This is a genomic window from Streptomyces sp. NPDC029151, from assembly GCF_055564315.1.
On record NZ_JBVHWQ010000004.1, the window covers coordinates 137,291 to 158,850 of the forward strand.

A 21,560-nucleotide genomic window follows, 5' to 3' on the forward strand; every position below is an offset into this window, starting at 1 on the left:
GTACGGGGTGCCGGAGCCGTTGAGCCTACCGCTGATCGGGCGTTGGTCATGGCCCGGCCCTGAGGGGGAGCGGGGGGTGGCGGCCTGTGGGGGGACGGGGTGGGGGGTGCGGTGGGGGGTGCGGTGGGGGCTGAGAGACGGGGGTGGGGCGGGAGGGTGAGGGGTGGGGGCGGGGCCAGGGCCTTTGCGGATTCCGCCGAGCCCCCGGGGGCTCCTTCGGGAGGTCCCCCGGGGTCCCCGGGTGTCCGCGGGGTCCGCAGGGAGTCCGCGGAGGCCCCCAGGGAGTCTCCGGGAGCTGCCTGGATATTCCGGGAGGGGGCTCACCGGGCTGCCGGGAGAGGTCCCCGTCGGGGCCGTGGGTGGGGCTTCCCGTCGGGGCCGTGGGTGGGGTTTCCCGCCGGGGCCCGGGCCGGGGGTTCCCCTCGGGGGCCCGGGAGGAGGTTCCCGCCTGGGCCCGGAGGGGGATCCCTAGGATCCCTGCGCGGTTCCCCCCGAAGTCCCCGATGGACGAAAAAACGGGCCGGTCCGTGGGGGGGAGACGGACCGGCCCGAGGGGGGGTTTCCACCATAACCCTTCGTAAGGGATGGTGGGTGCATCGGCGTGCCACAACTACTCTCCGGAATCGCCCGGCGACGCCGCGCTGCTCGCGGAACGGGGGATTCAGGGGTGTTTCCCGTGCGATTCACAGCGGAATCACAGGTAAATCCGCTCGCATACGAATAGTTTCGCAGGGATTGGGCCATCTTGGGGCTCATCGGCGAGTTGCCCCGGAGTCCCCCCGACGGGCTACGGCGTCAGTGAATGGTGGACTTGACGATTCCGCTCCACCGCCGATGAAAGGATCACCCGGCCTCACGGCACCGCGCAGCCCCCTCCACTGCGCGGTACCGGCCGCGCAGCTTTGCTCACGCGAATAACCTTGGTCTGAACTTACGTGACCAGTGAGGCTCCTGTGAAACCCGGGTGGATAACAATGTGGAAACCCTGGGGGAACTGCCGTCGAACTTCCGGCAGAGAACCCACCGGACAGCCGTCAGCCGTCCGCCGTCCGCCGACGTCCTGACACGCGGTGCCGGGCGTCGTCAGCGTTCCGGCTTGCGTACGTCGAACAGCTGCCGGGCGCTGTGCGCGACGAACGATCCCTGCTTCTCGATCCGCTCGTGCAGCGCGCGGAGTTGCGGCTCGTACGCCTCGACGGTGAAGCCCGGGACCATCCAGACGACCTTCCGCAGGAAATGGACGACCGCGGCGATGTCGTGGAACTCCATCCGCAGCCGCTCCGCCCGCAGCCCGGCCACCTGGAGACCCGCCGCCTCGGCGTCGCCCCGCTCCCGCTCGGGGTCGCGGGCGCGGCGCACCTCCTCCGGCTGTGGTCCGAGGAAGTACTCGACCAGCTCGAAAACGCTGCCGGGACCCACGTGCTGGGCGAAGTACGTCCCGCCGGGCCGCAGCACCCGGGCGATCTCCTCCCAGTGCGGGCGCACCGGATGCCGGCTGAGCACGAGGTCGAAGGCCTCGTCCGCGAACGGCAGCGGTGCGTCGTCGGGGGCGGCGACCACCACGACCCCGCGGGGCCGCAGCAGCACCGTGGCCTTGGCCGCGTTCGGCGGCCACCCCTCCGTCGCCGCGACCAGCAGCGGCCGGTCCGGCTCCGCCCGGCCCAGCGCGAAGTCGAGCACCTCCCCGCCGCCGGTCTGGATGTCCAGCACGGCCTCGGCCCCGGCCAGGCGCTCCCCCGCCGACCGTGCGTACCCCCACGACGGCCGCGCCTCGGTGGCCCGCCCCTCGAACCACGAGAAGTCCCAGCCCTCGGTCGGCGCGTCGGCGCCCTCGGCCAGGAGCTCTTCGAAGGAACGGTGCGCTGTCATACGGCCATGAGGGAAACGGGGCCCTGGCGCGGACGAGGGAAGAGGTCAGGGCCCGGTGGGGCAGGGACCCTCGCGTCGCCGCGAGGGAGCCGTCTCGACCCGGGAGGGCGCCGGCGTCCGCGTCGGCATCTGTCGACGCGGACCGTCCGTCACCCCCGCCGTTCCCCGGACTCCTCATCTCCTTCCCCGGCATCTCCTTCCCCGGCGACTCCCCGGAGGACCAGCAGCGCATGCTCGTCCGTGCCGTGGCGGACCGTTCCGGAGTGCTCGAAGCCGTGTCTCTCCAGCAGCCGTACGGAGGCGGTGTTGCCGGAGAAGGGGTCGGCGTACAGGGGGCGGACCGGATCCAGCTGCAGGAAGAGGCCGAGCGCGCGGGTGCCGACGCCACGGCCCCAGTACGGCCGCCCGAGCCAGTAGCCGACGAACCGGCGTCCGTCCTGCGTCCAGGACACGACGCTCCCGGCGGCCTCCCCGCCGACGGTGACCGTCCGCACCAGACAGTCGGGGTCACCGAGCACCCGGTTCCGCCAGTGCGGGAAGAAGCTTTCGCGCGGCCGGGGGGCGAACCTCGACCGCCGGGCGGCCTCGGGGTCGTGCTCGTAGGCGAAGAAGGCCTCCAGGTCGTCGTCGATGACGGCCCGCAGGGACACGGCCTCGCGCAGGTCGGCTTCCGTCTGCTCAGTCATGCGGGCAGTGTGACACCCGCCACTGACAACGCCCCCTGACCAGCGACAACACCCGGCCGCGGGGCCCCCGTCAGGGCAGCAGCGGCCGAACCTCCTCCGCCGCGAAACGCACGAACCCCTCCGGGTCGGGCTCGTCCGCCGTCGGCTGCAGCACGACGGTGTCCGCGCCGGCCTCGGCCAGCCCCCGCACCGCCTCGGCCACCGCGCCCGCCTCCCCGGCGATCCCCACGTCCGCCGACTCCAGCCCCTCGGCGAGGAGTTCGGCACGCAGCCGGTCCTCGGCGCCGGCCCCCGTCGCCGCCAGCAGGTAGACGACGATCCGGTGTGAGCCGCCGCGCCCGGCCGCCCGCCGTCCCTCCGCCACCAGCTCCCGGGCGCGCCGTACACCGTCCGCCGAGGTGGCGGCGGTGAGGAGGGTGCCGTCGGCCTTCTCGCCGGAGAGCCGGAGCGTACGGGGTCCGGTTCCGCCCGCGAGGACGTCGACGGGACGCTGCGGGGGCCAGTCGAGGGCTACGTCGTCCAACTGGACGTACCGCCCGCGCACGCTGAGCCGCTCACCGCGCAGCAGGGCCCGCAGGGCGTCGAGATGCTCGCCGAGCAGCCCGAGCGGGGACGCGACGCGGGCACCGACCTGCCCCATCCAGTCCTGGACCCCGTGTCCCAGGGTCAGGACGGCCCGGCCGGGGAACATCCGCTCCAGCGAGGCGGCCTCCATGGCGGTGACGGCGACGTTCCTGAGCGGCACGGGCAACAGCCCGATCCCGACCCGCACCCGCTCGGTCCAGGCGAGCGCGGCGGCGGCCGTGGACACCCCGCCCTCCAGGAAGCAGTCCTCCCACAGCCACAGCTCGTCGAGCCCCGTCGCGTCCGCGAGGCGTGCGAGGTCCCGCAGCCGTTCGGGAGGAAGCTGGGGGCGGAATACGACACCGAGTCCTGTCATGGTGCTCTTCCTAGTGGGGAGAACAGGGAAGTACAACGCGTTTACGCCGGTGGCGAGTCGGCTGCCGGGGGCCGGGGGAAGCCGAGGGAAGGGGACGGCGGGCATGGGACGCTGGCGGGACGGCCGTGGGCGACTGATCGTACGGACGGGCTCCGGGGCGGCGCGCTCCGCAGGGGTTCCCCTGGAAATCGCCGCCTCCTACCGGGCCCGCACCAGGGGGCTCCTGGGCCGGGACTCCGTCGAGGGGGCGCTGCTGCTGTCGCCGGCGAGCGGGGTGCACACCTTCGGCATGCGCATCCCGATCGACGTCGCCTACCTGGACCGCCACCTCACCGTCATCGCCGTCCACACCATGCCCCCGGGCCGCCTGGGCCTGCCCCGCCTCCGGGCACGGCATGTGCTGGAGGCGGAGGCGGGGGCTATGGCGGGGTGGGGGGTGGGCGTGGGTGTCCGAGTCGAGGTCGCGGCCCAGGTCTGAATCCGTGGACCCTCGATCGTCCGGCGAGGCTACTTGAACGGCCTGCCCTCTTTACAGATATCCGTCTTCTCGGCCGCTCTTGTGTACGCGATGATGAGTTGCTTCATGGCGTCGGAATCCTGATGCTCTGAGGAATGCATCTGGAATGCGGTAAACAGTTCACTACCCAGAAGCTGCTTGCTCGTGCAGTTCCGTGTTTTACCGAACGCCTCCCATCCGGAATAGAGAAACCTTCCATCCTCGACTTCATGGTCAAGCTTGGAATTGGCCTGCCCTCCCACGAAGTAGGCAGTATTGGGGGCATCCGACAACCACTGCAGCGAAGTTTTCACCACGAGGCGGGAGTCGACGCGAACCTCGCAACGCGACCCCCAGTCATCGGACAGAGTCTGCTTGACCGACAGCTTTCGTCCGGACGGCAGGAACGGCGCCAGTCCCTTGCCGTCGACAGGAATCCCGCACAGCGAGTGCGGGACGGCGTACTTACGCTCTACTTTTTCGTCACTGCACCCGGAGAGTCCGACCAAGAGGGCGGCAGTCGCGGATGCAATAGCAATGGGGCGCAACTTCCCGTAAGGTCGGACGCTGTTCAATGGATCTCCCCTATCTCCCTTGCTAGTCCGGAACGTCCGCAGTACCGCCCGGTGCCTGGCCGTGCAAGATGGCCTGGGCGTTGTAATAGCCTTGATGTGCGGACCTTGCCGCGTAGGACACGAGGTCGGGGCTCAAGTGATAACGCTTCACAGTAAGATCTGTCGCCCGCTTCGTGTACTCGCCATTTCGGTCCCAGCCGCGCTGCCAGACATCTCCTTCTTTGTCTTGAGCATCATCCGCAGCGGAACCCTGAATATCCTGGAACAGCCACTGCAAGGCCGCGCCCGTCGCGGTGCCTGCCGCGCCGCCGACGACCGCACCGGCTGCGGGTGAGCCGATGAACGACGTGCCTACGCCGACGGCCGTACCGATGCCACCGGAGACCAGGTTCTGATACTGGGCGACAGCGTGGTCGAAGGAGTCGTCCTTTCCCTTCGCCACGCTGCCGATGGCCTCCATACGGGCCTGGCTGAGGATCCCGGAGACCTCGCCGCTCCTCTCGGTGACGGTCTGGACGAGGAGTTCGTGGTCGCTGGTGAAACGGTGGTCGGCCGGCAGGTCGGGGTTCAGGTGGTGCTGCAACAGGTTCGACATGTAGGCCTTCTGGCCGACTTCGACGGCAGCGTATCCCTCGGGGTTCTGCCCCACGGCGAACAGGAACTTGTTCACGTCCCGCCCGTCGAGATCGGCCGCAGCGCCATCGATGGGATAGAGCAGGTCCGTGTGCGGCAAGTCGCTGTTGGCCCGGTTGATGTCCGGCAGGTATTCCGAGGCGATCTGGCCCATGCTGTCGGACATGTAGCCGCGGTCGGTGAGGAGCTCCTGCCTGTCCGCTGCGGCGGAGACGATCTCCTCGAACAGTTTGGTCTGGGCACTGGTGTGGGCCGGGGTGTCGGCCGTGGGGATCTCGCCCGCCGGGTGGCCGGTGGTTGCCGCCTCCAGGGCCTGGGCCAGGTAGTTCTGGCCGGCGATGCTGTGGACATCGTGGGTGTCGTGGATGTCCATGGGCCACTGTCGCTGCTTGAAGAGATAGTCGAAGTTGGAGACGGCCTTCTTGTGGTCGCCGTCCTGCGGGATGAAGTCGTCGTCGAAGAAGTCCGTGGCGGCTGCGGGATTGTTCGCCAGGCCCTTCAAGTACCCGTTGAGCGGATCCCAGCCGCCGTCGGAGCCCAAGTGGTTGAGCCGAGGGCAGATGCTCGCCTGCCAGGCGACGTTCTTGCCGTCGTGCGTGTAGAACCGCTCGGCCTTCATCAGCCCGCGGCCGTAATCGGTCATGAACCGATCGTCGAAGTCACCGTTGCGCATCAGGTTGCTCATCACCTGGAAGCCCAGCACGTCACCATGGGTACCGACAGCCTTGTTGCCCGACATGATGACCTGCTGTTTCCACGCCTCCATACCCGCGCTGTCCGACTGGCTCGCGGTGGCCAGGGTCAGGCTCAGGTTCTTCTGCAGTTCGGCGTACTCGTATCCGCGGTCATAGGCCAGGTGCGCGCCCTCGCGGTCGTCGTTGAGGCCGAGCCAGAACCTCTCCGTCCCCCGGGCCCCCAGCCGCTCGGCGAACTCCTCCGCGAACAAGGGGTCGTCGTGGTACTGCTTCAGGCCCGCGTTGATCTCGTCGAAGTCGGCCGGGGTGAGCTTCGACGGGTCCTTCCGCGCCAGTCTCGCCACCGCGTCGGCCTCCTGGACGGCCTTCGCAGCCGAGTCCCGGTTCTCGTAGACGACACCGGTAAAGCCGTACCTGCTCTCGTCGACGAGCGCCATGAGGACGTCGGCGGCCGTGCTGTCGCTCTTCGCGGCGTTGCCGAGGATCCTCTGTACCTCGTCGCGCAGGTGCTCCTCGTCCGCGACGCTGTGGCCGGAGACCTTGGTCCCGTGTCCGGCGCGGTCCGGATGGACGGCCATGGTGACGGTGAAGCCGCCCTCGCCGGTCGGCATCACGGTGAGGTTCTTCTTGCGGCCGTTCTCGACAGCCTGGTGCAGTTGCTCCTTGTAGTGCTTCAGTTCGTCCCGGGTGTCCTGAAGGATCTTGTGGATGGAGGACGCCTCCTTGGCGGCGTCCTCGAACTCGCCGGCGGTCTTGCCGATGAACTCCTTGGAGACGGAGGCGTTGACACCGTGCCAGTCGGCCTTGACCGCCTTGTCGTGCAGTCCGTCCCTCGCCTGCTTCTGCAGGTCGCTCAGGTTGCGGACGAGAAGGCCCCAGTCGTGGACCGCGTCGTCGAGCTGCTTGAAGTTGGCTTGGTAGAGGTCTTCGAACTTCACCCGGCGGCCTCGCTCAGTGCTTCTTCTTCGGGTAGTAGACCGGGTTCTTCTCGCCCGGTTCTCCCGCACGGTCGTCGAAACCGGCGTCCAGGGTGTCGATGCTGCTCATCTGTCGCCCGATGTAGCCGTCGTCGCCGGAGTGGATCTTCTTGGTGACGTGCATGTGGTTGGAGATCTGCGCACACGCGTCCAGCAGCGATCTGAGCTGGTCGTCCCAGCGCTGGGCGACGTGCTTCAGCCCCCTGCCCAGGGTGAAACCCTGCTTCGCGAGGTCCCCGGCCGCGGACTCGCTCGTCGACTGTGCCACCCGGGCCTTGTTCCACAGCTGGTCGTAGAGCGAGTGGGCCTCTTTGCCGATGGCCACGAGATCGCTGTTGCCGACCTTCAGGTCGCCGTAGGTACCGCTGCTCCCGTCGATCGGGGTGGCGACGTGGTTGAGCTGCGTGCGCGCGGAGGTGCGGTCCTTCGCGCCGGTTTTGAGCTGTTCCCACTCGTCCCACGCCATGCCAGGGCCTCTCCCCGTAGTCGCCGTCTCCGTGCGGCCGCCGGATCCCGGGGGCCGGTCCCACCCATGCAGTCAGCACCACGGAGATGGCGCACAGTGTCCGTGTCCTGCCTGTGCGTAACAGGAGCAACAGCGGCACGATAGCCGAGGCGGTGAGGCGTCATCGGCTCCTGACACTGCTGGGAGCACAGTCGGCTGGAAAGCGCCCCTGGCACCGTTCCCGTGCGCCGGCCGGGGGGTTCCCGGAAGCGGTCGCTGCTGTTTGCGGTCACGGCTGGGTGCGGGGGAACGTCACCTCCACGCGGCGGTTCTTCCGCCGGCCCTCCTCGGTCGCGTTGTCTGCGATCGGGTACTGCTCGCCGTAGCCGCGGACGTCGAAGGTGACCGTCGGGCTGTTCAGGTCCTGGTCCAGTACGGCCTGTACGGCGTTGGCGCGCTGCTTGGAGAGGGTGTCGCCGTGGGCGGAGGAGCCGAGGTTGTCGGTGAAGCCGAAGACGCGGACGCGGGTGGCGTTCTGCTTCCTGATCTCCTCGGCGACGGCGGAGATGCGGGCCTTGGCCTCCGGGCTGATCTTCGCGCTGTCCTTGCCGAAGAGCACCTCCGCCTGGAGCGCGAACGTCACGTCGGCGTTGGTGTCCTCACGTCGTTCCTCCCCGCTCTGGTCCTCCACGACCGACTTGATGTCCAACACCTTGGCCTCGGCCAGCGTGGCGCCCTCGGGAAGCTTCAGGTCCGGATCCGTGGGGTCGACTTTCACGGGGGCGGTGGCGGAGGGTTCTGTACCGGGGGGTTCGCTGGGGCCGGTGTCGTCGGCCATCGCGGTGGTGGCGGGCAGGTGCACGATGAGCAGGAGGGCGGTGGAGACGAGGGCGAGGCGGGGTGCGGTGGTCACTGGGGCCTCACCCGGAGATCTGGATGCCGGCACTGGAAAAGGTGGGTAGCTGGAGGGTCACCTCGGTGATGTTCGTGGGCGGCGAGGGAAATTGCATGAACACCGGGATGGTTTGCCCTGGCTGGATCGTTGTCAGACCGGTTGTGGTGAGGGGCCGCCCGTCCGTGTCCCGCAGCACGTAGTACCGCTTCTTGCCCTTGGCATCCACGAGGGTGGCGCCGCCAAGAGACGTCCCATGTTGCACGATCTCCGTCTCGTCACCACGAAGTGCGGACGGGATGACGACCGACTGCGCGCCCTCGTTCTTCAGGTTTCCATTCACGGTGATGAACCCACCGGAGTCTCGCTGGGCGGAGGTGACTTGGAGCAGTAGGCCGTCCTGCCCCTTGAGTTCTGCCAATGGTTCCTGTGACTGCCCCTCTTGGGCGCTCGGCTGGGAGTCATCGGTTCTGGAAGCAGCCGCAGAGGTCTCCGGCTTCTTGTCGTCGTGCCCTCCGCCGCCACAACCCGCAACGCCAAAGCCCAGCCCAGCAGCAACGGTCAGCGCGACCATCCCCCTGCGGGCCTTCGCAGTGAACCGCATGATCATCGCTCCGTTTCCTTCATCAATCGTCGTGAGCTTGTGCGTCGGCCAGGTGCACATCGAACAGGTCCTCGGGCGCGGGTAGGGTCGCTCCGTCATCCGGATCCAGCTTCCAAGGCTCGCCGTCGCAGGTGAGTTGAGGCAGTTTCTCGCCCTCGCCGGACTCTCCTGGGAGGTCGAAAGTACAGCGCGGTTCGATGACGGCCGCAGCGAAAGCCTTTGAGTGGATGTCCTCCGTCCCCGGGACGACGGAGTCTCCGACCGACTTCTTGGTTTCGACATCGACCGTGTACCGCAGGAGCTGCCAATTGCAGTCATTCAGCGTGGCGTCGTTCTGGGCTGCGAGTTGCTCCGCCCGCGCGCACGGGTTGTCGACAGGCACCTTGCCCTCGAAGACGTCCTTCCACTTGTCCGGGTCGAGCAGGTCGGCGGCCCATGCGGCCGCGAGCTGGTCACGCCCGTTCTGAGCTGCCGCCAGCACCGCTGCGTCGGCCGCCGTCTGAGCACCACTGCGGTTCACCGCAGCCTGCCCTACTGCGAGATACGCGAACGCAAGAAAGAGCAGGCCCGCCACCACCGTGATGTAGATGGGGAAGGCCTGCCCGGCATCGCCGTGACGGCGAAGGCGCCTCACACGATTTTGTTGATCTGCGACATGATCTTGTCGAGGATCGCCGATCCGATGCTGGTACCCGTAACCGCCAGCACAATCGCCACAACCACCGCGATGATCCCGAGGTACTCGACGGCGGTCTGCCCCCTGTCGTCGGTGCGACGCTGCATCGCAACCATCAACTTCAGCATCCAGTCGCTCATGGCGCTCCCCTCCGGCTTCGCTGCGGACTCCGGCAACGTAGAGCCCGGGTCGGCGCGTGCCAGAGGGCCCAAGGACCCAACCCCAGGCCCATTTCTTCCCCGGGTTCCTCCCCTGCCGCCGCATTTCAAGCCACCCCCAGCCACTTCGCCGTCGCCTGGGACCTCGTCGTGCTGTGGAGCTTGGCGAAGATGCGGTTGATGTGGTTCTTGACCGTCTTCTCGCTGATGAAGCAGGCGGCGGCGATCTGCTGGTTGGTCATGCCGGACGCGATGAGGTCCATGATCTCCGCCTCCCTCGTACTCAGCCGGAACCGCGACCGGAACGACTGTCCCATAGATGGTTGCAGATGCGAAAGAGTGGATGGGGCATATTCCTTTGAAATTGCCGGAAGTTCGCGCTCGACGTGTGCAGGTGCATCTCCTCGAAGATCCTCCAGCAACGCCCTCGCCGCCCCCGGCGTCACATGCGGTCTCCCCTCCCGGACATCCCGCACCGCCCGCACCAACTGCTCCGTCGTGAACTCGCCGTGCACCAGGTATCCCCCCGCCCCCAGCCGCAGCGCCTCCCGCACGGTTTCCGTCTCATGGCTGTAGGTGAGCATCATGACGGGGGCCAGGCCCACCAGGTGGGGCAACGCCGAGATTCCGTCGACTCCGGGCATGCGGACGTCGAGGAGGATGACATCGGGCCGGTGCCGGACCGCCGCCTCGTACGCCTCGCGGCCGTCCCGTGCCTCCCCCACCACCGTGGTGTCCGGGTGACCCGACAGCAGGGCCGTCAGGCCGGCGCGGACGACGGGGTTGTCGTCGGCGACCAGGAGCCGCAACGGCGGGGTGGCCGGTGCCGGGGGCGGGAACGGCGCGCTGTCGGTGCCGGGTTCGCCGTGTGACGGCCGTGGATGGCGTGAGGGCCGCATGGTGCCTCCTCTCAGGGGTTTGCGGGGGCCGGGGGCGACGCGGGACGGGCAGGCAGGGGGATGTCCAGGCGTACCTCCGTACCGCGCTCGTGCGCGCCCCTTCCGATACGGATCCGGGCCCCCGCCTGCGCGGCCCGTTCGACCATGCCGAGCAGCCCGAAGTGGCCGGAGCCGCGGAGCCGTTCCAGGGTGGTGCCGGGTGGGAGGCCGTTGCCGTCGTCGTGGATGGTCAGGCGGAGCAGGTGCCCGTCGACCGATGCCCGTACGTCCACCCGGGTCGCGGCCGCGTGGCGGTGGGCGTTCTCCAGTGCCTCCGTGGCGATGGCGAGGAGGTGGCGGGTCAAGGGGGGTGGGAGGGGCGGGGGTCCGTCCGGCAGGGGCCCGTCCGGTGGGGGCCCGTGCGGCGAGGCTCCGCCGGGCGAGGTCCCGCCGGGTGGAACCCCGTCGGGCACTGCCCCTCCCATCTCACCCCGGTCCCCGTGCGCCTCGCCCCAGTCCCCGCGCGTCTCGCTCACGTCCCCATGCGTCTCGCTCAAGTCCCTGTGCGTCTCGCTCACGTCCCCGCGCGGCTCACCCCAGTCCCCGGCCGTCTCCCTCCGGTGCCCGCCCGTCTCCCCTCCGGCCCCGTCCGTTCGGCTCCCGGCCCCGTCCGTCTCCCCCCACGCCCAGTGGCACGTCACCTCGATCCCGGTTCGCCTGGTGACGTCCATTGCCTCCCGCTCCAGTGCCTGCCACAGCGCGGAGGCCTGGTCCGGTGTCTCCTGGCCGTCGCGTCGTAGGTCCGTCAGCAGTTCCCGGGACTCCGCCGCCGCCCTGCGGGCCGAACGGGACACCAGTTCCGCCTGTTCTCTGATGCGGGCCGGGTCGGGGGTCGTGGTCGAGGCCGTCGCGGCCAGGCCGTCCGCCGCCAGGGCCACGCCGTAGAGGGTCTTGGCCACCGAGTCGTGCATCTCGCGGGCCAGACGGGCGCGTTCCGCGCTCACCGCCTCCGTCGCCGCCAGCCGGGCCTGCACCGTCGTCAGGGCCTGGGTCGCGGCGCCGAAGCGGAGCATCAGGTTGCGCAGCGTCGAGCCCATGGCACCGGCGATGACGCACAGGCCGGGCAGCAACAGGGCCTCGGCGACGGGCGCGTGCCGGTCGGTCTTCAGGGTGGCGTGGACCAGCAGCAGGATCAGGGACTGGAGCGAGGCGAAGCAGGCCGCGCCGCGCCAGCTGTAGACCAGGCCGGCCAGCAGGGGTGTGCAGACGCTGACGTAGGCGAGGGTGGTGTCCGGGCCCGCCGAGACGAGGAGGAAGGAGCCGAAGACGGTGTCCGCGGCCAGCAGGCTGGGGTGGCGGAGGAGGAGGGGGCCGAAGCGTTCCCAGTCCCGGAAGAGGACGTAGGACACCATGAAGGTGACGACCACGGCCGCGCCGACCAGGCGGGCGCCCAGGCCGGGGGCCGCGTTGAGGAGGGCCGCCGGGGCCGACACCAGGATCATGGCCAGGCGGAAGCCGAAGACCTGGCGGCACATCGCCTGGAGCGCGCGGATCTGGAGCTTTTCGGACGGCTCGGCCGGGGGGAGCACGGCCGCTACCGGCGATGCTTCCGACTCCCCGCCGTCCACCGCACCGCTACCGTCCACCGCACCGCTACCGTCCACCGGACCACTACCGGCCGCCGACCCGACACCGGCCACCGACCCGATACCGTCTGCCGACCCGACACCATCCGCCGGTCCCACACCGTCCGCCCGCGTACGACCGTCCGCCCACGCCACCCCACTACCGGCCGCCGACCCGACACCGGCCACCGAACCGACACCGCCCGCCGACCCGACACCATCCGCCGGTCCCACACCGTCCGCCCGCGTACGAGCGTCCGCCCGCGTACAACCGTCCGCCCACGCCACACCGCCCGCCGGCCCGAACCCACCCCCCACCTCGACACCGGCCGCCCCGGCCCCGCCCCCTGCCCCGGCACCAGCCACCCCCGCCCCGGCACCCCCACCCGGCCTCCCCCGCAACCACGCCCCGGGACGCACCCCCCGTACCCCTCGCACCCCCCACACCCCCCGTGCTCCCCGCACCCCCCGCCTTCCTCCCCTCCACGCCCCGCGCCCCGTGAGCCGCGTCCCCATCGCCGCCACCCCGTCCCTCACTCCCCCGTGAGCGAGCCGAAGTTCACGCCGGAGCCCAGCAGCAGGCCGGCGCCCAGCAGGAGCATCGTCGCCGGGACCATGAACGTGGTGATCATCAGCGTGGCCTTGGGCACCGCGCGGGCGGCCTTGCGGCGGGCGTTCTGGGCGTCGGTGCGGCGCATGTCCTTCGCCAGGGAGACCAGGGTGTCGACGATGGGCGCGCCCAGTTCCTCGCCCTGTTGAAGGGCCGTGACGAACATCGCCACCTGCTCGGAGTCGTTCCGCCGTCTCAGCTCCGCGAAGGCCTGGCGGCGGCTCATGCCGAGGTCCATCTGGCGGAGGGTGATGCGGAGTTCGTCGGCCCACGGGCCCTCGTAGCGGAAGGCGACCCGGTCCAGCGCCTGACGGAAGCCGAGGCCCGCGCTGACCACGACCGCCAGGACGTCCAGGAAGTCGGGCAGGGTGCGTTCGATGACGTCCTTGCGGACCCGGATGGCCGACCAGAGGCCGACCTCCGTCCAGAAGGCGCCGAACAGGAGGAGGAGTACGGCCACGAACCACTGGCCGCGCAGGAGGAAGACCAGGAAGCCGACGGCGCCCAGCGCGCCGTAGACCGCGCGGCGGGCCGCGTAGCGGTCGAGGGTGAGGCCGCCGGGGTTGCCCGCGAGGTCGATCTTCCGGCGGTACCTGGCCACCAGGCGCGGGCCCATCAGGCGCAGTACGGCGGGGGCGTAGCGCATGCCGAGGCGGTCGACGACCGAGCCGACCGCACCGGTGCGGGTGGCGCCGACCTCCAGGGCGACGGCGAGGTCGCCGGGGAGTTTGGCCTCCGCGCGGTACATGCGGAGGCCGGCGAAGACGCCCCAGACGCCCGCGCCCATCAGCAGGGCGAGCAGGTATGCCATCGGGTCACCTCCCTCAGACGTCGATCCGGCTCAGGCGGCGGATGAGCACGAAGCCGACGGCGTACATGGCGAACGCGATGATCACGCAGGCCTGGCCGACCGGGGAGCCGGTCATGCGGTCCAGCGCGCCGTCCTTGACGCCGTTCATCAGGAACAACGCGCCGATCCCCAGGACGGGTACGGCGTACGACGTCATGGTCACCTGGGAGAGCTGGGTGCGGATCTCGCGCCGGGTCTCCTTGCGCTCCTCCAGGGTCTCGGTCAGGTTGCGCAGGGCGGAGACCACCTGGCCGCCCGCCCGGTTCGACAGGACCAGTGTCGTGACGAGGACGACCAGTTCGCGGGAGGGGAGGCGGTCGGCCAGCTCGCCGAGCGCGTCCTCCAGGGAGTGGCCGACGGCGAGCTGGTCGGCGACCTTGGCGAGTTCCTCGCCGGCCGGGGCCTCCAGTTCCTCCGCGGCCATGCCGATCGCGGTGCGCAGGGCGAGGCCGGCCTGGGTGGCGTTGGCCAGGATGCGGGCGAGTTCGGGGAGCTGGTTGATGAAGCGTTCGATGCGCTTCTGACGCTGCCAGTTGAGGAACTGGACCGCCGCTCCGATGCCGAGGAGCCCGGCGAGGGGGCCGAAGAAGGGGGCCAGGGCGGCCTGGCCGATCAGCCAGAGCGCGGCCACGGTCGCGAGCATGGCGGCGAAGAACTCTCCCGGCGTGACGTCCAGGCCGGTCGCCGCCAGGCGCCGCTCCAGCCAGCGGCCGAGGCGGGTGCGGCGCAGCCGCCGGTCCAGGTCGCGGAAGCGGCGGGTGCGGCCGGCCGCGGCCGGTGGGCCGGTGTGGGCGAGACGGTCCACGAGGGCGGCGCGCCGGGCCCGGCCGGAGGCGTAGGCGTGGATGCCGGCCACCGCCAGGACGCAGGTCATCAGCGTCACTGAGGTGGTGAGCCGGACGAGGGTGTGGAGTTCCATGGTCGGGGGTCCTACCTGGCTTCTCGGGTGGCTAGCTGGTCGGCGGAGCGGGCTACGCCGAAGGCCTGCGGGAGGGGCTGGCTCGCCATGTAGAGGCGGTCGGCGGTGCGGCGGGGCAGCGGGAAGTAGCGGAAGGCTCCGTGGACACGGCCGTCCGGGGTCATGGGCTGTGCCTCGAAGCGGGCGACGGTCGCCAGCCGGTACGGCTCTCCGCCGTGGCTGTCGAGCAGGGCGATCTCGGTGATGCGGCGGGCGCCGTCGGCGAACCGGGTGAGCTGGACGATGACGTCGACCGCGCTGTTGATCTGGTCGTGAAGGGCGACGAAGGGGACCTCGACGTCGGACATGGAGGCGAGGGTCTGCAGGCGGGTCAGGGCGTCCTCGGCGCTGTTGGCGTGCACGGTGGCCAGGGAGCCGTCGTGGCCCGTGGACATGGCCTGGAGCATGTCGAGGGACTCGCCGCCGCGGACCTCGCCGACCACGATCCGGTCGGGGCGCATCCGCAGGGAGTTGCGGACGAGGTCGCGGATGGTGACCTGGCCCTTGCCCTCGACGTTCGGCGGGCGTGACTCCAGGCGGACCACGTGGGTCTGCTGCAGCTGGAGTTCGGCGGAGTCCTCGATGGTGATGATGCGCTCGTGTGCGGGGATCAGGCCGGACAGGGCGTTGAGGAGGGTGGTCTTGCCGGTGCCGGTGGCGCCGGAGACGATGATGTTGAACTTGGCCTGCACCAGGCCCGCCAGCAGGTACACCATGTGCTCGTCGAGCGAGCCGAAGCCGATCAGCTCCTGGAGGGTGAAGGAGCGCGGGAAGCGGCGGATGGTGAGGATGGGGCCGGTCAGGGACAGCGGCGGGATGATGACGTTGACGCGTTCGCCGGAGGGCAGACGGGCGTCGACCATCGGGTTGGACTCGTCCACGCGGCGGTTGACGGTCGACACGATCCGCTCGATGGTCTGCATCAGCTGGTCGGCGGAGACGAAGCGGAGGGGGAGCTGCTCCACCCGGCCGCCGCGCTCCACGAAGATCGCGTCGGGCCCGTTGACCATGATCTCGGTGATGGACGCGTCCTCCAGCAGCGGTTCCAGGATGCCCAGGCCGAGCGCCTCGTCCACCACCCGGCGGATCAGCTGGGAGCGCTCGACGGTCGACAGGACCGGGCCCTCGCGGCTGATGATGTGCCCGAGCACCCGCTCCAGCCGGGTCCGGCGGTCGGCGGCGGCGAGTGAACTCATCTCGGCGAGGTCGATCTCCTCCAGCAGCTTGGCGCGGTAGGAGGCGACCAGGTGCCCGTCCTCGCCCCGGCTGCCGTGCTCCTCCGGGGTGCTGATGCGTGCCCGCAGACTCATGGGGTCGCTTCTCCTCGGTCAGTGGTCGAGCGGCATGGTGGCGGACTTGGTGGCGGAGCCGAGGTCCCAGACGACGGTGGGGATGTGGACGGTCGCGGTGACGGTGACCGAGTCGCCTCCGGGGGCGGCCGCGCAGGACACCGTGAGGCCGCCGCTCACGGCGTCGGCGCACGCCTGGCCGTACGACTGCCCCAGCGACGCGGCCCGCGCCCCCGCCCTGGCCGCCGTACCGGCCTGCTCGGCGGCGTAGGCGACGGCACCGATCTGGAAGCCGGCCAGGCCGACGACGAGCAGGACGGGGATGAACCCCAGGTACTCGATGGCGACCTGGCCGCGGTCGCGTCCCGGGTGGCGGTACGGCATGTCAGTGCTTCGCCTCCTCGACGGCTCCGGCGTGGCCGTGGACGGTGACGGGGAAGTCGACGAAGCCGGGGAAGAGGACGGGCACCTTGACGGCCACGTCCGCCGTCACGTACCCGCTCCCGCCGCAGTGGTCGACGCCGGCGCCCGCCCGCCACGCCCCGGACAGGTGCTGCAGCGCGGCCCGTTCGCACACGCCGTACCGCTCTCCCGGAGGTGCCGCCGTCCCCGCCCGTACGCCCTCGTCCGCGGCGTTCCCCGCGAGCGTGAAGGCGTACCCGACGAGCACGGCCTGCCACATGAGCAGCAGGGTCAGAACGATCAGCGGTGTCATGCCCAGGAACTCGATGCTCACCTGCCCCCGGTCCCCGCCCGGTCCTCTCATGGCAGGTTCACTCCTTCCGCCGGCGCAGACTCACCGGGCCCCGCCCGCTGCCGCGGTGGGAGGCTCCCTCCGCGGCCTTGACCAGTCCCAGCTCGCCCGCGAGCGCCCACAGCGCCTGTTTGACCGTGCTCCTGGTGTCGAGTTCATGGACCCGTCCGGCGTCCACGACGCCTTGCAGTTCCTTGAAGTTGGCGGGTACGGCCGTACGCGCCAGTGCCGTCCCGGTGATGCGCTGCACGAGCGCGGGCTGGATCTCGGCGGTGCGCGTGTGCCGGTTGACGACCGCGGTGGTCTCCTCGGCCTTGCGGATCTGGAGCCGGTCCCACATCCGTACGGTCCGTTTGGCGGCGCGTACGGCGATGACGTCCGGGGTGGTGACCAGCAGCGCGGTGTCGGCCATCTCCACCACGGCGGCCCCGGCACCGCTCAGCTGGGCCCCGCAGTCCACCACGACCACCTCGTAGCGGGAGCGCAGCGCGCCGACGATCTGGCGGGCGGCGCGGTCGGTGACCTCCTCGCCGCGTTCGCCCTCGCCGGGTGCGAGGAGCAGGGCGAGCCCGGTGTCGTGGCGGAAGACGGCGTCGGCGAGGACGCGGGGCGAGATGTCGGTGATGGCGGCCAGGTCGGCCACCGAGCGGCGGAACTGGACGTCCAGGTAGGAGGCGATGTCGCCGGTCTGGAGGTCGAGGTCGACGAGGGCGGTGGCGCGGCCGGAGGCCTGGGCGGCGAGGGCCAGCTGGATCGCGGTCAGTGTCGCGCCGACACCGCCTTTGGCGCCGCTGACGGTGACGACGGTGCCGCCGACGCCGGCGAGCAGCTCGGCACCGTGCCCGAGGTGCCGTCGTACGCCCGTCGACCACTGGGCGACGGCCTGCACGCGGTGGGCGAGTTCCTCGTACGACAGCGGGAGCGCGACCAGGCCGCGGGCGCCGGAGTCCATGGCGGCGGCGAACAGGCCGGGGCTCGCGTCGGTGGTGACGAGGATGACGCCGACGGCGGGGAAGCGGAGGGCGACCTCGCGGATCAGCTCCAGGGCCGGTACGGGCCCGATCCGCTCGTGGACGACGACCACCTCGGGCAGGTCGTCGATGGACTCGGCGGCGAGCCGGGCGAGGCCGTCGACGAGCTGAGTGGAGTCGGTGACCGGGGGCTGGGGCTCGGCGTCGGGGAGCTGGCTGAGGAGGGTGGTGAGGGAGCGGACGGCGTCCGGGTCCGTGCCGGCCGGGAGGATCCTGATGGGCATGGCCGCCTCTCACTTGTCCGTCGCGAGTTCGTAGGTGCGGTCCTTGTCGGGGACGCTGGTCTCGCTGCCGGGGGCCACGAGCGCGAGCCGGACGCGCTGGGCGAAGGACTCGGCGTAGGTGATGCGCTGGGCGTCGATGGTGGACAGCGCGAAAGTGATCGGGACGGCCTCGGTGGCCTGCCGGTCCTTGTCCCGGTCCGGGTCGAGGGCGGTGATCTGGCCGACGTCGAGGACGCGGGCGTTGGTCACGATGATCTTCGACTGGTCGGGGTCGCCCTCCTTCCTGCCCTCGAAGGTGGCGTAGACGTTGACGCGCGAACCCGGGGTGATCTTCCCGGCCACGCCGGTCGCCGCGTCGATCATGATGGCGACCTCCTGCTGACCGGGCTGGAGGGCGGGCTGGTCCACGACCATGTCGGTCTGGAGCAGGGAGCCGGTGTGCAGGGTGGTCACGGCGATCTTGCCGCGGATCTGCCCGAGGTCGGTGACGGCGTTGCCGGACAGCCACCGCCTGGGCATCTCGACCTTCTCGAACTGGCCCGCCTCCAGCGCGGTGTACGGCTTCACCTCGGACCTGACCCGGTAGGCGGCGACTTCGGGCCCGACCTTGGAGTTCACGTCGTGGATGACGGAGAGCACGCCGGCGAACGCGCCCAGCGCGCACAGGACCGACAGGATCAGGAGTATCACGCCGCGGCGCTGACGGGAGTTCATGAACCGTGCAACCTCATTGGGGGAATCGGTCGAGCGGGATGTGAGGGTCGTGTCCGGGCCGGTCAGGCGGGCGTGCGTTGCTCCAGGGCGCGGGGCGGTTCGTGGGCGGGCGGGGTGGCGGAGCAGAAGACGCAGCGGTCGCCGATGACGTCGAGGCCGCACCAGTGGCAGCTGGTCTGCCGTACCGAGGTGACCAGCTGGTAGAGCACGGACAGGTCGGCGAGGTAGCCGCAGAACTCGATCAGGCGGCCGGTCCCCCACCACGCCGGGGACTCGGCGGGCAGCGGCACCTCGCGTACGCCGTGCACGCCCCACCGGCTGCCGAGCCCGCCCACCCAGTCGCTCTGCGACTGCCCCTTGGCGACCAGCAGCCAGGTACTGAACTCGGGGCCCTTCAGCGTGGCCTCGGGGCCGACCCGGACGAGCTGGGGCTCGGGATGGGCGAGCACGGCGAACTGGCTGCCCGGCACCCAGGAGCGGGCGTGCGCCTTCAGCCCGACCGGCACCCGGTCCAGTCTGGCGACGGAGCCGAGGACGGCGCCGGCGTGGATGTAGTGGGTGAGCAGCCGTGCGGCGGAGGCGAGCACGCCCGGGCTGAGGTCGCAGGAGGCGAGCTGCCGCAGCTGCCGGGCCAGCACGGCGATGCCGAGCGGCGGCAGCGCGGGCCGGAACAGGGCGATCCGGTCGCTCTCCAGCAGCGAGCGCAGGGTGTACAGCCGTCGCACGACCGGCTCGGGGGTGGCCTGGGAGCAGACGACGATCACGTACCCGTACTGCTCGACCAGGGCGTGGAGTTCGGTGAGCGCCGCTTCCAGCGGCCTGCGGTCGATCCCGGCGAGCACGACGGCGGGCATGGTCCGCTCGTCCTGCGCCGGCAGCGCCATGTCGGCGCTGGTCACGGCAATGGCAGTTGGCACGCGCAGCTCCCCGCTCTTCACACCGTCCGGTCCACGGGCATCACCCCAGTGCGCCAGGACGACTTCATTGCGTGACTACCTGAGCACTGTAACCACGGCCGTATGGCCGGAGAACAGCGTTTGTGAAGCCGGGGTGGAACTCTCCAGCCACAAGTCCCGCCAAACCCGGACAGGTTGAGCGTCCGCCCTTCCCGCTTGTTGGTCCGGACCTCTTGACACCCAGATTGGTCTGGACCAACTTGGACCCGCACAGCGAAGACCGCTCCCTCCCCGCCCGTTCTCCCTCTCCCCGCCCCTCCCCCTCTTCCCCCTTCTCCCCTTCCGGAGGCTTCAGTGGACCGCGCCCCAGGCATACCCGGACCCCGCAGACGGCGGCTCGCGGCATGGTCCGCCGCCGGCGCCCTGGCCCTCTCGGCCGCGGGCCTCGTCACGGCGGCTCCCGCGTCCGCCGCGGACGTCAACAACGTGAAGAACGCGGGCTTCGAGTCGGGCCTGACCAACTGGACGTGCACGGCCGGCAGCGGTACGACGGTCACCTCCCCCGTCCACGGCGGCACCTCCGCCCTGAAGGCGACCCCGGCCGCCCAGGACAACGCCCAGTGCACCCAGTCGGTGGCGGTCAAGCCCAACTCGACCTACACGCTGAGCGCGTGGGTGCAGGGCGGCTACTCCTACCTGGGCGTGACCGGCACCGGCACCACGGACGTCTCGACGTGGACCCCCGACTCGGCGTCCTGGAAGCAGCTGTCGACGACGTTCACCACGGGCGCCTCCACGACCTCGGTCACGGTCTACACCCACGGCTGGTACGGCCAGGCCGCCTACTACGCCGACGACCTCTCGGTCTACGGCCCCGACGGCGGCGGCGGCTCCGACCCGGCCCCCACGGTCCCCGCGGCCCCGGCCGGCCTGTCCGTCACCGGGACGACCTCCTCCTCGGTCGACCTGGCCTGGTCCCCGGTGTCGGGCGCGACGGGCTACAACGTCTACCGCAACGGCACGAAGGTCACCGCGGTGACGGGCACGTCGGCGACGGTGACCGGCCTCTCCGCCTCCACGTCGTACAGCTTCCAGGTGACGGCGACCAACGCGGCGGGCGAGTCGGCGAAGTCGGCGACGGTGACGGGCACGACGACCTCCGGCACGGGCGGCGGAGGCGGCGGCGGGACCCTCCCCAAGCACGCGGTGACCGGCTACTGGCAGAACTTCAACAACGGCGCCACGGTGCAGAAGCTCTCGGACGTCCCGTCCTCCTACGACATCATCGCGGTGGCCTTCGCCGACGCGACGTCGACACCGGGCGCGGTGAGCTTCTCCCTCGACTCCTCCGGCCTCGGCGGCTACTCGGTCGACCAGTTCAAGGCGGACATCAAGGCCAAGCAGGCGGCCGGCAAGAAGGTCATCATCTCGGTCGGCGGCGAGAAGGGCTCGGTGTCGGTCAGCGACGCCGCATCGGCCACCAACTTCGCCAACTCGGTCTACTCCCTCATGCAGACGTACGGCTTCGACGGCGTCGACATCGACCTGGAGAACGGCCTCAACGCGACCTACATGACCCAGGCCCTGCGCGCCCTGTCGGCGAAGGCCGGATCCTCCCTGATCATCACGATGGCCCCGCAGACGATCGACATGCAGTCGACGTCGAACACCTACTTCCAGACCGCGCTGAACGTGAAGGACATCCTCACGGTCGTCAACATGCAGTACTACAACAGCGGCTCCATGCTGGGCTGCGACGGCAAGGTGTACTCGCAGGGCACGGTCGACTTCCTGACCGCCCTCGCCTGCATCCAGCTGGAGGGCGGCCTGTCCCCCTCCCAGGTGGGCCTCGGCCTCCCGGCCTCCACCCGTGCGGCCGGCGGCGGCTACGTCTCACCGACCGTCGTCAACAACGCCCTGGACTGCCTGACCGCCGGCACGAACTGCGGCACCTTCAAGCCGTCCAAGACGTACCCGTCCCTGCGCGGCGCGATGACCTGGTCCACGAACTGGGACGCGGCGTCGGGGAACGCCTGGTCGAACCCGGTGGGCGCGCACGTGCACGCGCTGCCGTGACCTGAACCC

General features: G+C 70.5%; 22 protein-coding genes. 2 read left to right on the forward strand and 20 right to left on the reverse strand.

The window, feature by feature from the left end:
• Nucleotides 1-1,083: 1,083 nt before the first annotated feature.
• From ACZ4VF_RS17140 to ACZ4VF_RS17150, 3 genes are all read right to left on the reverse strand, one after another.
• The gene (locus ACZ4VF_RS17140; RefSeq protein WP_467926735.1) at nucleotides 1,084-1,869 is read right to left on the reverse strand and encodes a methyltransferase domain-containing protein; all 786 of its coding nucleotides are present in this window, start codon (nucleotides 1,867-1,869) and stop codon (nucleotides 1,084-1,086) included.
• Between the two features lie 149 nt (nucleotides 1,870-2,018).
• Complete coding sequence (locus ACZ4VF_RS17145) at nucleotides 2,019-2,555, reverse strand: GNAT family N-acetyltransferase (protein ID WP_467926736.1); 537 nt, start codon at nucleotides 2,553-2,555, stop codon at nucleotides 2,019-2,021.
• A 70-nt stretch (nucleotides 2,556-2,625) separates the two neighbouring features.
• Nucleotides 2,626-3,495, reverse strand: coding sequence for an LLM class flavin-dependent oxidoreductase (locus ACZ4VF_RS17150; protein ID WP_467926737.1), 870 nt, complete (start codon nucleotides 3,493-3,495; stop codon nucleotides 2,626-2,628).
• Between the two features lie 103 nt (nucleotides 3,496-3,598).
• On the opposite strand from ACZ4VF_RS17150, the gene ACZ4VF_RS17155 reads away from it, so the two are divergent.
• Nucleotides 3,599-3,973 carry a DUF192 domain-containing protein gene (locus tag ACZ4VF_RS17155; protein WP_467926739.1) on the forward strand — a complete coding sequence of 125 codons (375 nt, stop codon included), beginning with the start codon at nucleotides 3,599-3,601 and terminating at the stop codon, nucleotides 3,971-3,973.
• Nucleotides 3,974-4,002: 29 nt separating this feature from the next.
• On the opposite strand, the gene ACZ4VF_RS17160 is transcribed toward ACZ4VF_RS17155, so the two are convergent.
• The 17 genes from ACZ4VF_RS17160 to ACZ4VF_RS17240 form a co-directional block, all read right to left on the reverse strand.
• A complete protein-coding gene (locus ACZ4VF_RS17160; protein WP_467926740.1) occupies nucleotides 4,003-4,566 on the reverse strand; it encodes a hypothetical protein in 564 nt (187 codons plus the stop codon).
• A 22-nt stretch (nucleotides 4,567-4,588) separates the two neighbouring features.
• The gene (locus ACZ4VF_RS17165) at nucleotides 4,589-6,832 is read right to left on the reverse strand and encodes a hypothetical protein (protein ID WP_467926741.1); all 2,244 of its coding nucleotides are present in this window, start codon (nucleotides 6,830-6,832) and stop codon (nucleotides 4,589-4,591) included.
• Nucleotides 6,833-6,845: 13 nt separating this feature from the next.
• Nucleotides 6,846-7,337, reverse strand: coding sequence for a hypothetical protein (locus ACZ4VF_RS17170; protein ID WP_467926742.1), 492 nt, complete (start codon nucleotides 7,335-7,337; stop codon nucleotides 6,846-6,848).
• A gap of 268 nt (nucleotides 7,338-7,605) precedes the next feature.
• Entirely contained in the window at nucleotides 7,606-8,229 is a 624-nt protein-coding gene (locus ACZ4VF_RS17175; RefSeq protein ID WP_467926744.1) for an OmpA family protein, read from the reverse strand.
• Between the two features lie 7 nt (nucleotides 8,230-8,236).
• Nucleotides 8,237-8,818 carry a hypothetical protein gene (locus ACZ4VF_RS17180; RefSeq protein ID WP_467926745.1) on the reverse strand — a complete coding sequence of 194 codons (582 nt, stop codon included), beginning with the start codon at nucleotides 8,816-8,818 and terminating at the stop codon, nucleotides 8,237-8,239.
• 16 nt (nucleotides 8,819-8,834) lie between these two features.
• Nucleotides 8,835-9,446, reverse strand: a complete 612-nt coding sequence (locus ACZ4VF_RS17185; RefSeq protein WP_467926746.1) for a pilus assembly protein TadG-related protein — start codon at nucleotides 9,444-9,446, stop codon at nucleotides 8,835-8,837.
• A complete protein-coding gene (locus ACZ4VF_RS17190; RefSeq protein WP_189301878.1) occupies nucleotides 9,443-9,628 on the reverse strand; it encodes a hypothetical protein in 186 nt (61 codons plus the stop codon). The genes ACZ4VF_RS17185 and ACZ4VF_RS17190 overlap by 4 nt, the downstream gene beginning before the upstream one ends.
• Before the next feature lie 125 nt (nucleotides 9,629-9,753).
• Entirely contained in the window at nucleotides 9,754-10,545 is a 792-nt protein-coding gene (locus ACZ4VF_RS17195) for a response regulator (RefSeq protein WP_467926748.1), read from the reverse strand.
• Between the two features lie 11 nt (nucleotides 10,546-10,556).
• Nucleotides 10,557-12,059: a sensor histidine kinase gene (locus ACZ4VF_RS17200; protein WP_467927356.1), complete on the reverse strand. Its 1,503-nt coding sequence runs from the start codon at nucleotides 12,057-12,059 to the stop codon at nucleotides 10,557-10,559.
• A 623-nt stretch (nucleotides 12,060-12,682) separates the two neighbouring features.
• Nucleotides 12,683-13,570, reverse strand: a complete 888-nt coding sequence (locus ACZ4VF_RS17205) for a DUF5936 domain-containing protein (protein WP_467926749.1) — start codon at nucleotides 13,568-13,570, stop codon at nucleotides 12,683-12,685.
• Between the two features lie 13 nt (nucleotides 13,571-13,583).
• A complete protein-coding gene (locus ACZ4VF_RS17210) occupies nucleotides 13,584-14,528 on the reverse strand; it encodes a type II secretion system F family protein (RefSeq protein ID WP_467926750.1) in 945 nt (314 codons plus the stop codon).
• Between the two features lie 11 nt (nucleotides 14,529-14,539).
• Nucleotides 14,540-15,877 (reverse strand): CpaF family protein, encoded by a 1,338-nt coding sequence (locus tag ACZ4VF_RS17215; RefSeq protein ID WP_467926751.1) that lies wholly within the window; start codon nucleotides 15,875-15,877, stop codon nucleotides 14,540-14,542.
• Between the two features lie 18 nt (nucleotides 15,878-15,895).
• Nucleotides 15,896-16,240 carry a TadE/TadG family type IV pilus assembly protein gene (locus tag ACZ4VF_RS17220; protein WP_467926753.1) on the reverse strand — a complete coding sequence of 115 codons (345 nt, stop codon included), beginning with the start codon at nucleotides 16,238-16,240 and terminating at the stop codon, nucleotides 15,896-15,898.
• Nucleotide 16,241: 1 nt separating this feature from the next.
• Nucleotides 16,242-16,622 (reverse strand): TadE family protein, encoded by a 381-nt coding sequence (locus tag ACZ4VF_RS17225; RefSeq protein WP_467926754.1) that lies wholly within the window; start codon nucleotides 16,620-16,622, stop codon nucleotides 16,242-16,244.
• 7 nt (nucleotides 16,623-16,629) lie between these two features.
• Nucleotides 16,630-17,865, reverse strand: coding sequence for an AAA family ATPase (locus tag ACZ4VF_RS17230; protein WP_467926755.1), 1,236 nt, complete (start codon nucleotides 17,863-17,865; stop codon nucleotides 16,630-16,632).
• Between the two features lie 9 nt (nucleotides 17,866-17,874).
• On the reverse strand, nucleotides 17,875-18,579 hold the full coding sequence (cpaB, locus tag ACZ4VF_RS17235) for a Flp pilus assembly protein CpaB (RefSeq protein ID WP_467926756.1): 705 nt from the start codon (nucleotides 18,577-18,579) through the stop codon (nucleotides 17,875-17,877).
• Nucleotides 18,580-18,641: 62 nt separating this feature from the next.
• Nucleotides 18,642-19,517 carry a hypothetical protein gene (locus ACZ4VF_RS17240; RefSeq protein WP_467926758.1) on the reverse strand — a complete coding sequence of 292 codons (876 nt, stop codon included), beginning with the start codon at nucleotides 19,515-19,517 and terminating at the stop codon, nucleotides 18,642-18,644.
• 312 nt (nucleotides 19,518-19,829) lie between these two features.
• Here ACZ4VF_RS17240 and ACZ4VF_RS17245 point away from each other — a divergent pair, with 312 nt between their 5' ends.
• Nucleotides 19,830-21,551: a chitinase gene (locus tag ACZ4VF_RS17245; RefSeq protein WP_467926759.1), complete on the forward strand. Its 1,722-nt coding sequence runs from the start codon at nucleotides 19,830-19,832 to the stop codon at nucleotides 21,549-21,551.
• The last annotated feature ends 9 nt before the right edge of the window (nucleotides 21,552-21,560 follow it).

What these genes read in the sequence shown, in the direction of transcription:
- ACZ4VF_RS17220 (WP_467926753.1), bottom strand. Translation starts at nt 16,240, where the DNA reads ATGCCGTACCGCCACCCGGGACGCGACCGCGGCCAGGTCGCCATCGAG.
- ACZ4VF_RS17150 (WP_467926737.1), bottom strand. Translation starts at nt 3,495, where the DNA reads ATGACAGGACTCGGTGTCGTATTCCGCCCCCAGCTTCCTCCCGAACGG.
- ACZ4VF_RS17210 (WP_467926750.1), bottom strand. Translation starts at nt 14,528, where the DNA reads ATGGAACTCCACACCCTCGTCCGGCTCACCACCTCAGTGACGCTGATG.
- ACZ4VF_RS17180 (WP_467926745.1), bottom strand. Translation starts at nt 8,818, where the DNA reads ATGATCATGCGGTTCACTGCGAAGGCCCGCAGGGGGATGGTCGCGCTG.
- ACZ4VF_RS17205 (WP_467926749.1), bottom strand. Translation starts at nt 13,570, where the DNA reads ATGGCATACCTGCTCGCCCTGCTGATGGGCGCGGGCGTCTGGGGCGTC.
- ACZ4VF_RS17170 (WP_467926742.1), bottom strand. Translation starts at nt 7,337, where the DNA reads ATGGCGTGGGACGAGTGGGAACAGCTCAAAACCGGCGCGAAGGACCGC.
- ACZ4VF_RS17140 (WP_467926735.1), bottom strand. Translation starts at nt 1,869, where the DNA reads ATGACAGCGCACCGTTCCTTCGAAGAGCTCCTGGCCGAGGGCGCCGAC.
- ACZ4VF_RS17195 (WP_467926748.1), bottom strand. Translation starts at nt 10,545, where the DNA reads ATGCGGCCCTCACGCCATCCACGGCCGTCACACGGCGAACCCGGCACC.
- cpaB (WP_467926756.1), bottom strand. Translation starts at nt 18,579, where the DNA reads ATGAACTCCCGTCAGCGCCGCGGCGTGATACTCCTGATCCTGTCGGTC.
- ACZ4VF_RS17225 (WP_467926754.1), bottom strand. Translation starts at nt 16,622, where the DNA reads ATGAGAGGACCGGGCGGGGACCGGGGGCAGGTGAGCATCGAGTTCCTG.
- ACZ4VF_RS17155 (WP_467926739.1), top strand. Translation starts at nt 3,599, where the DNA reads ATGGGACGCTGGCGGGACGGCCGTGGGCGACTGATCGTACGGACGGGC.
- ACZ4VF_RS17215 (WP_467926751.1), bottom strand. Translation starts at nt 15,877, where the DNA reads ATGAGTCTGCGGGCACGCATCAGCACCCCGGAGGAGCACGGCAGCCGG.
- ACZ4VF_RS17200 (WP_467927356.1), bottom strand. Translation starts at nt 12,059, where the DNA reads ATGTGCCGCCAGGTCTTCGGCTTCCGCCTGGCCATGATCCTGGTGTCG.
- ACZ4VF_RS17145 (WP_467926736.1), bottom strand. Translation starts at nt 2,555, where the DNA reads ATGACTGAGCAGACGGAAGCCGACCTGCGCGAGGCCGTGTCCCTGCGG.
- ACZ4VF_RS17230 (WP_467926755.1), bottom strand. Translation starts at nt 17,865, where the DNA reads ATGCCCATCAGGATCCTCCCGGCCGGCACGGACCCGGACGCCGTCCGC.
- ACZ4VF_RS17190 (WP_189301878.1), bottom strand. Translation starts at nt 9,628, where the DNA reads ATGAGCGACTGGATGCTGAAGTTGATGGTTGCGATGCAGCGTCGCACC.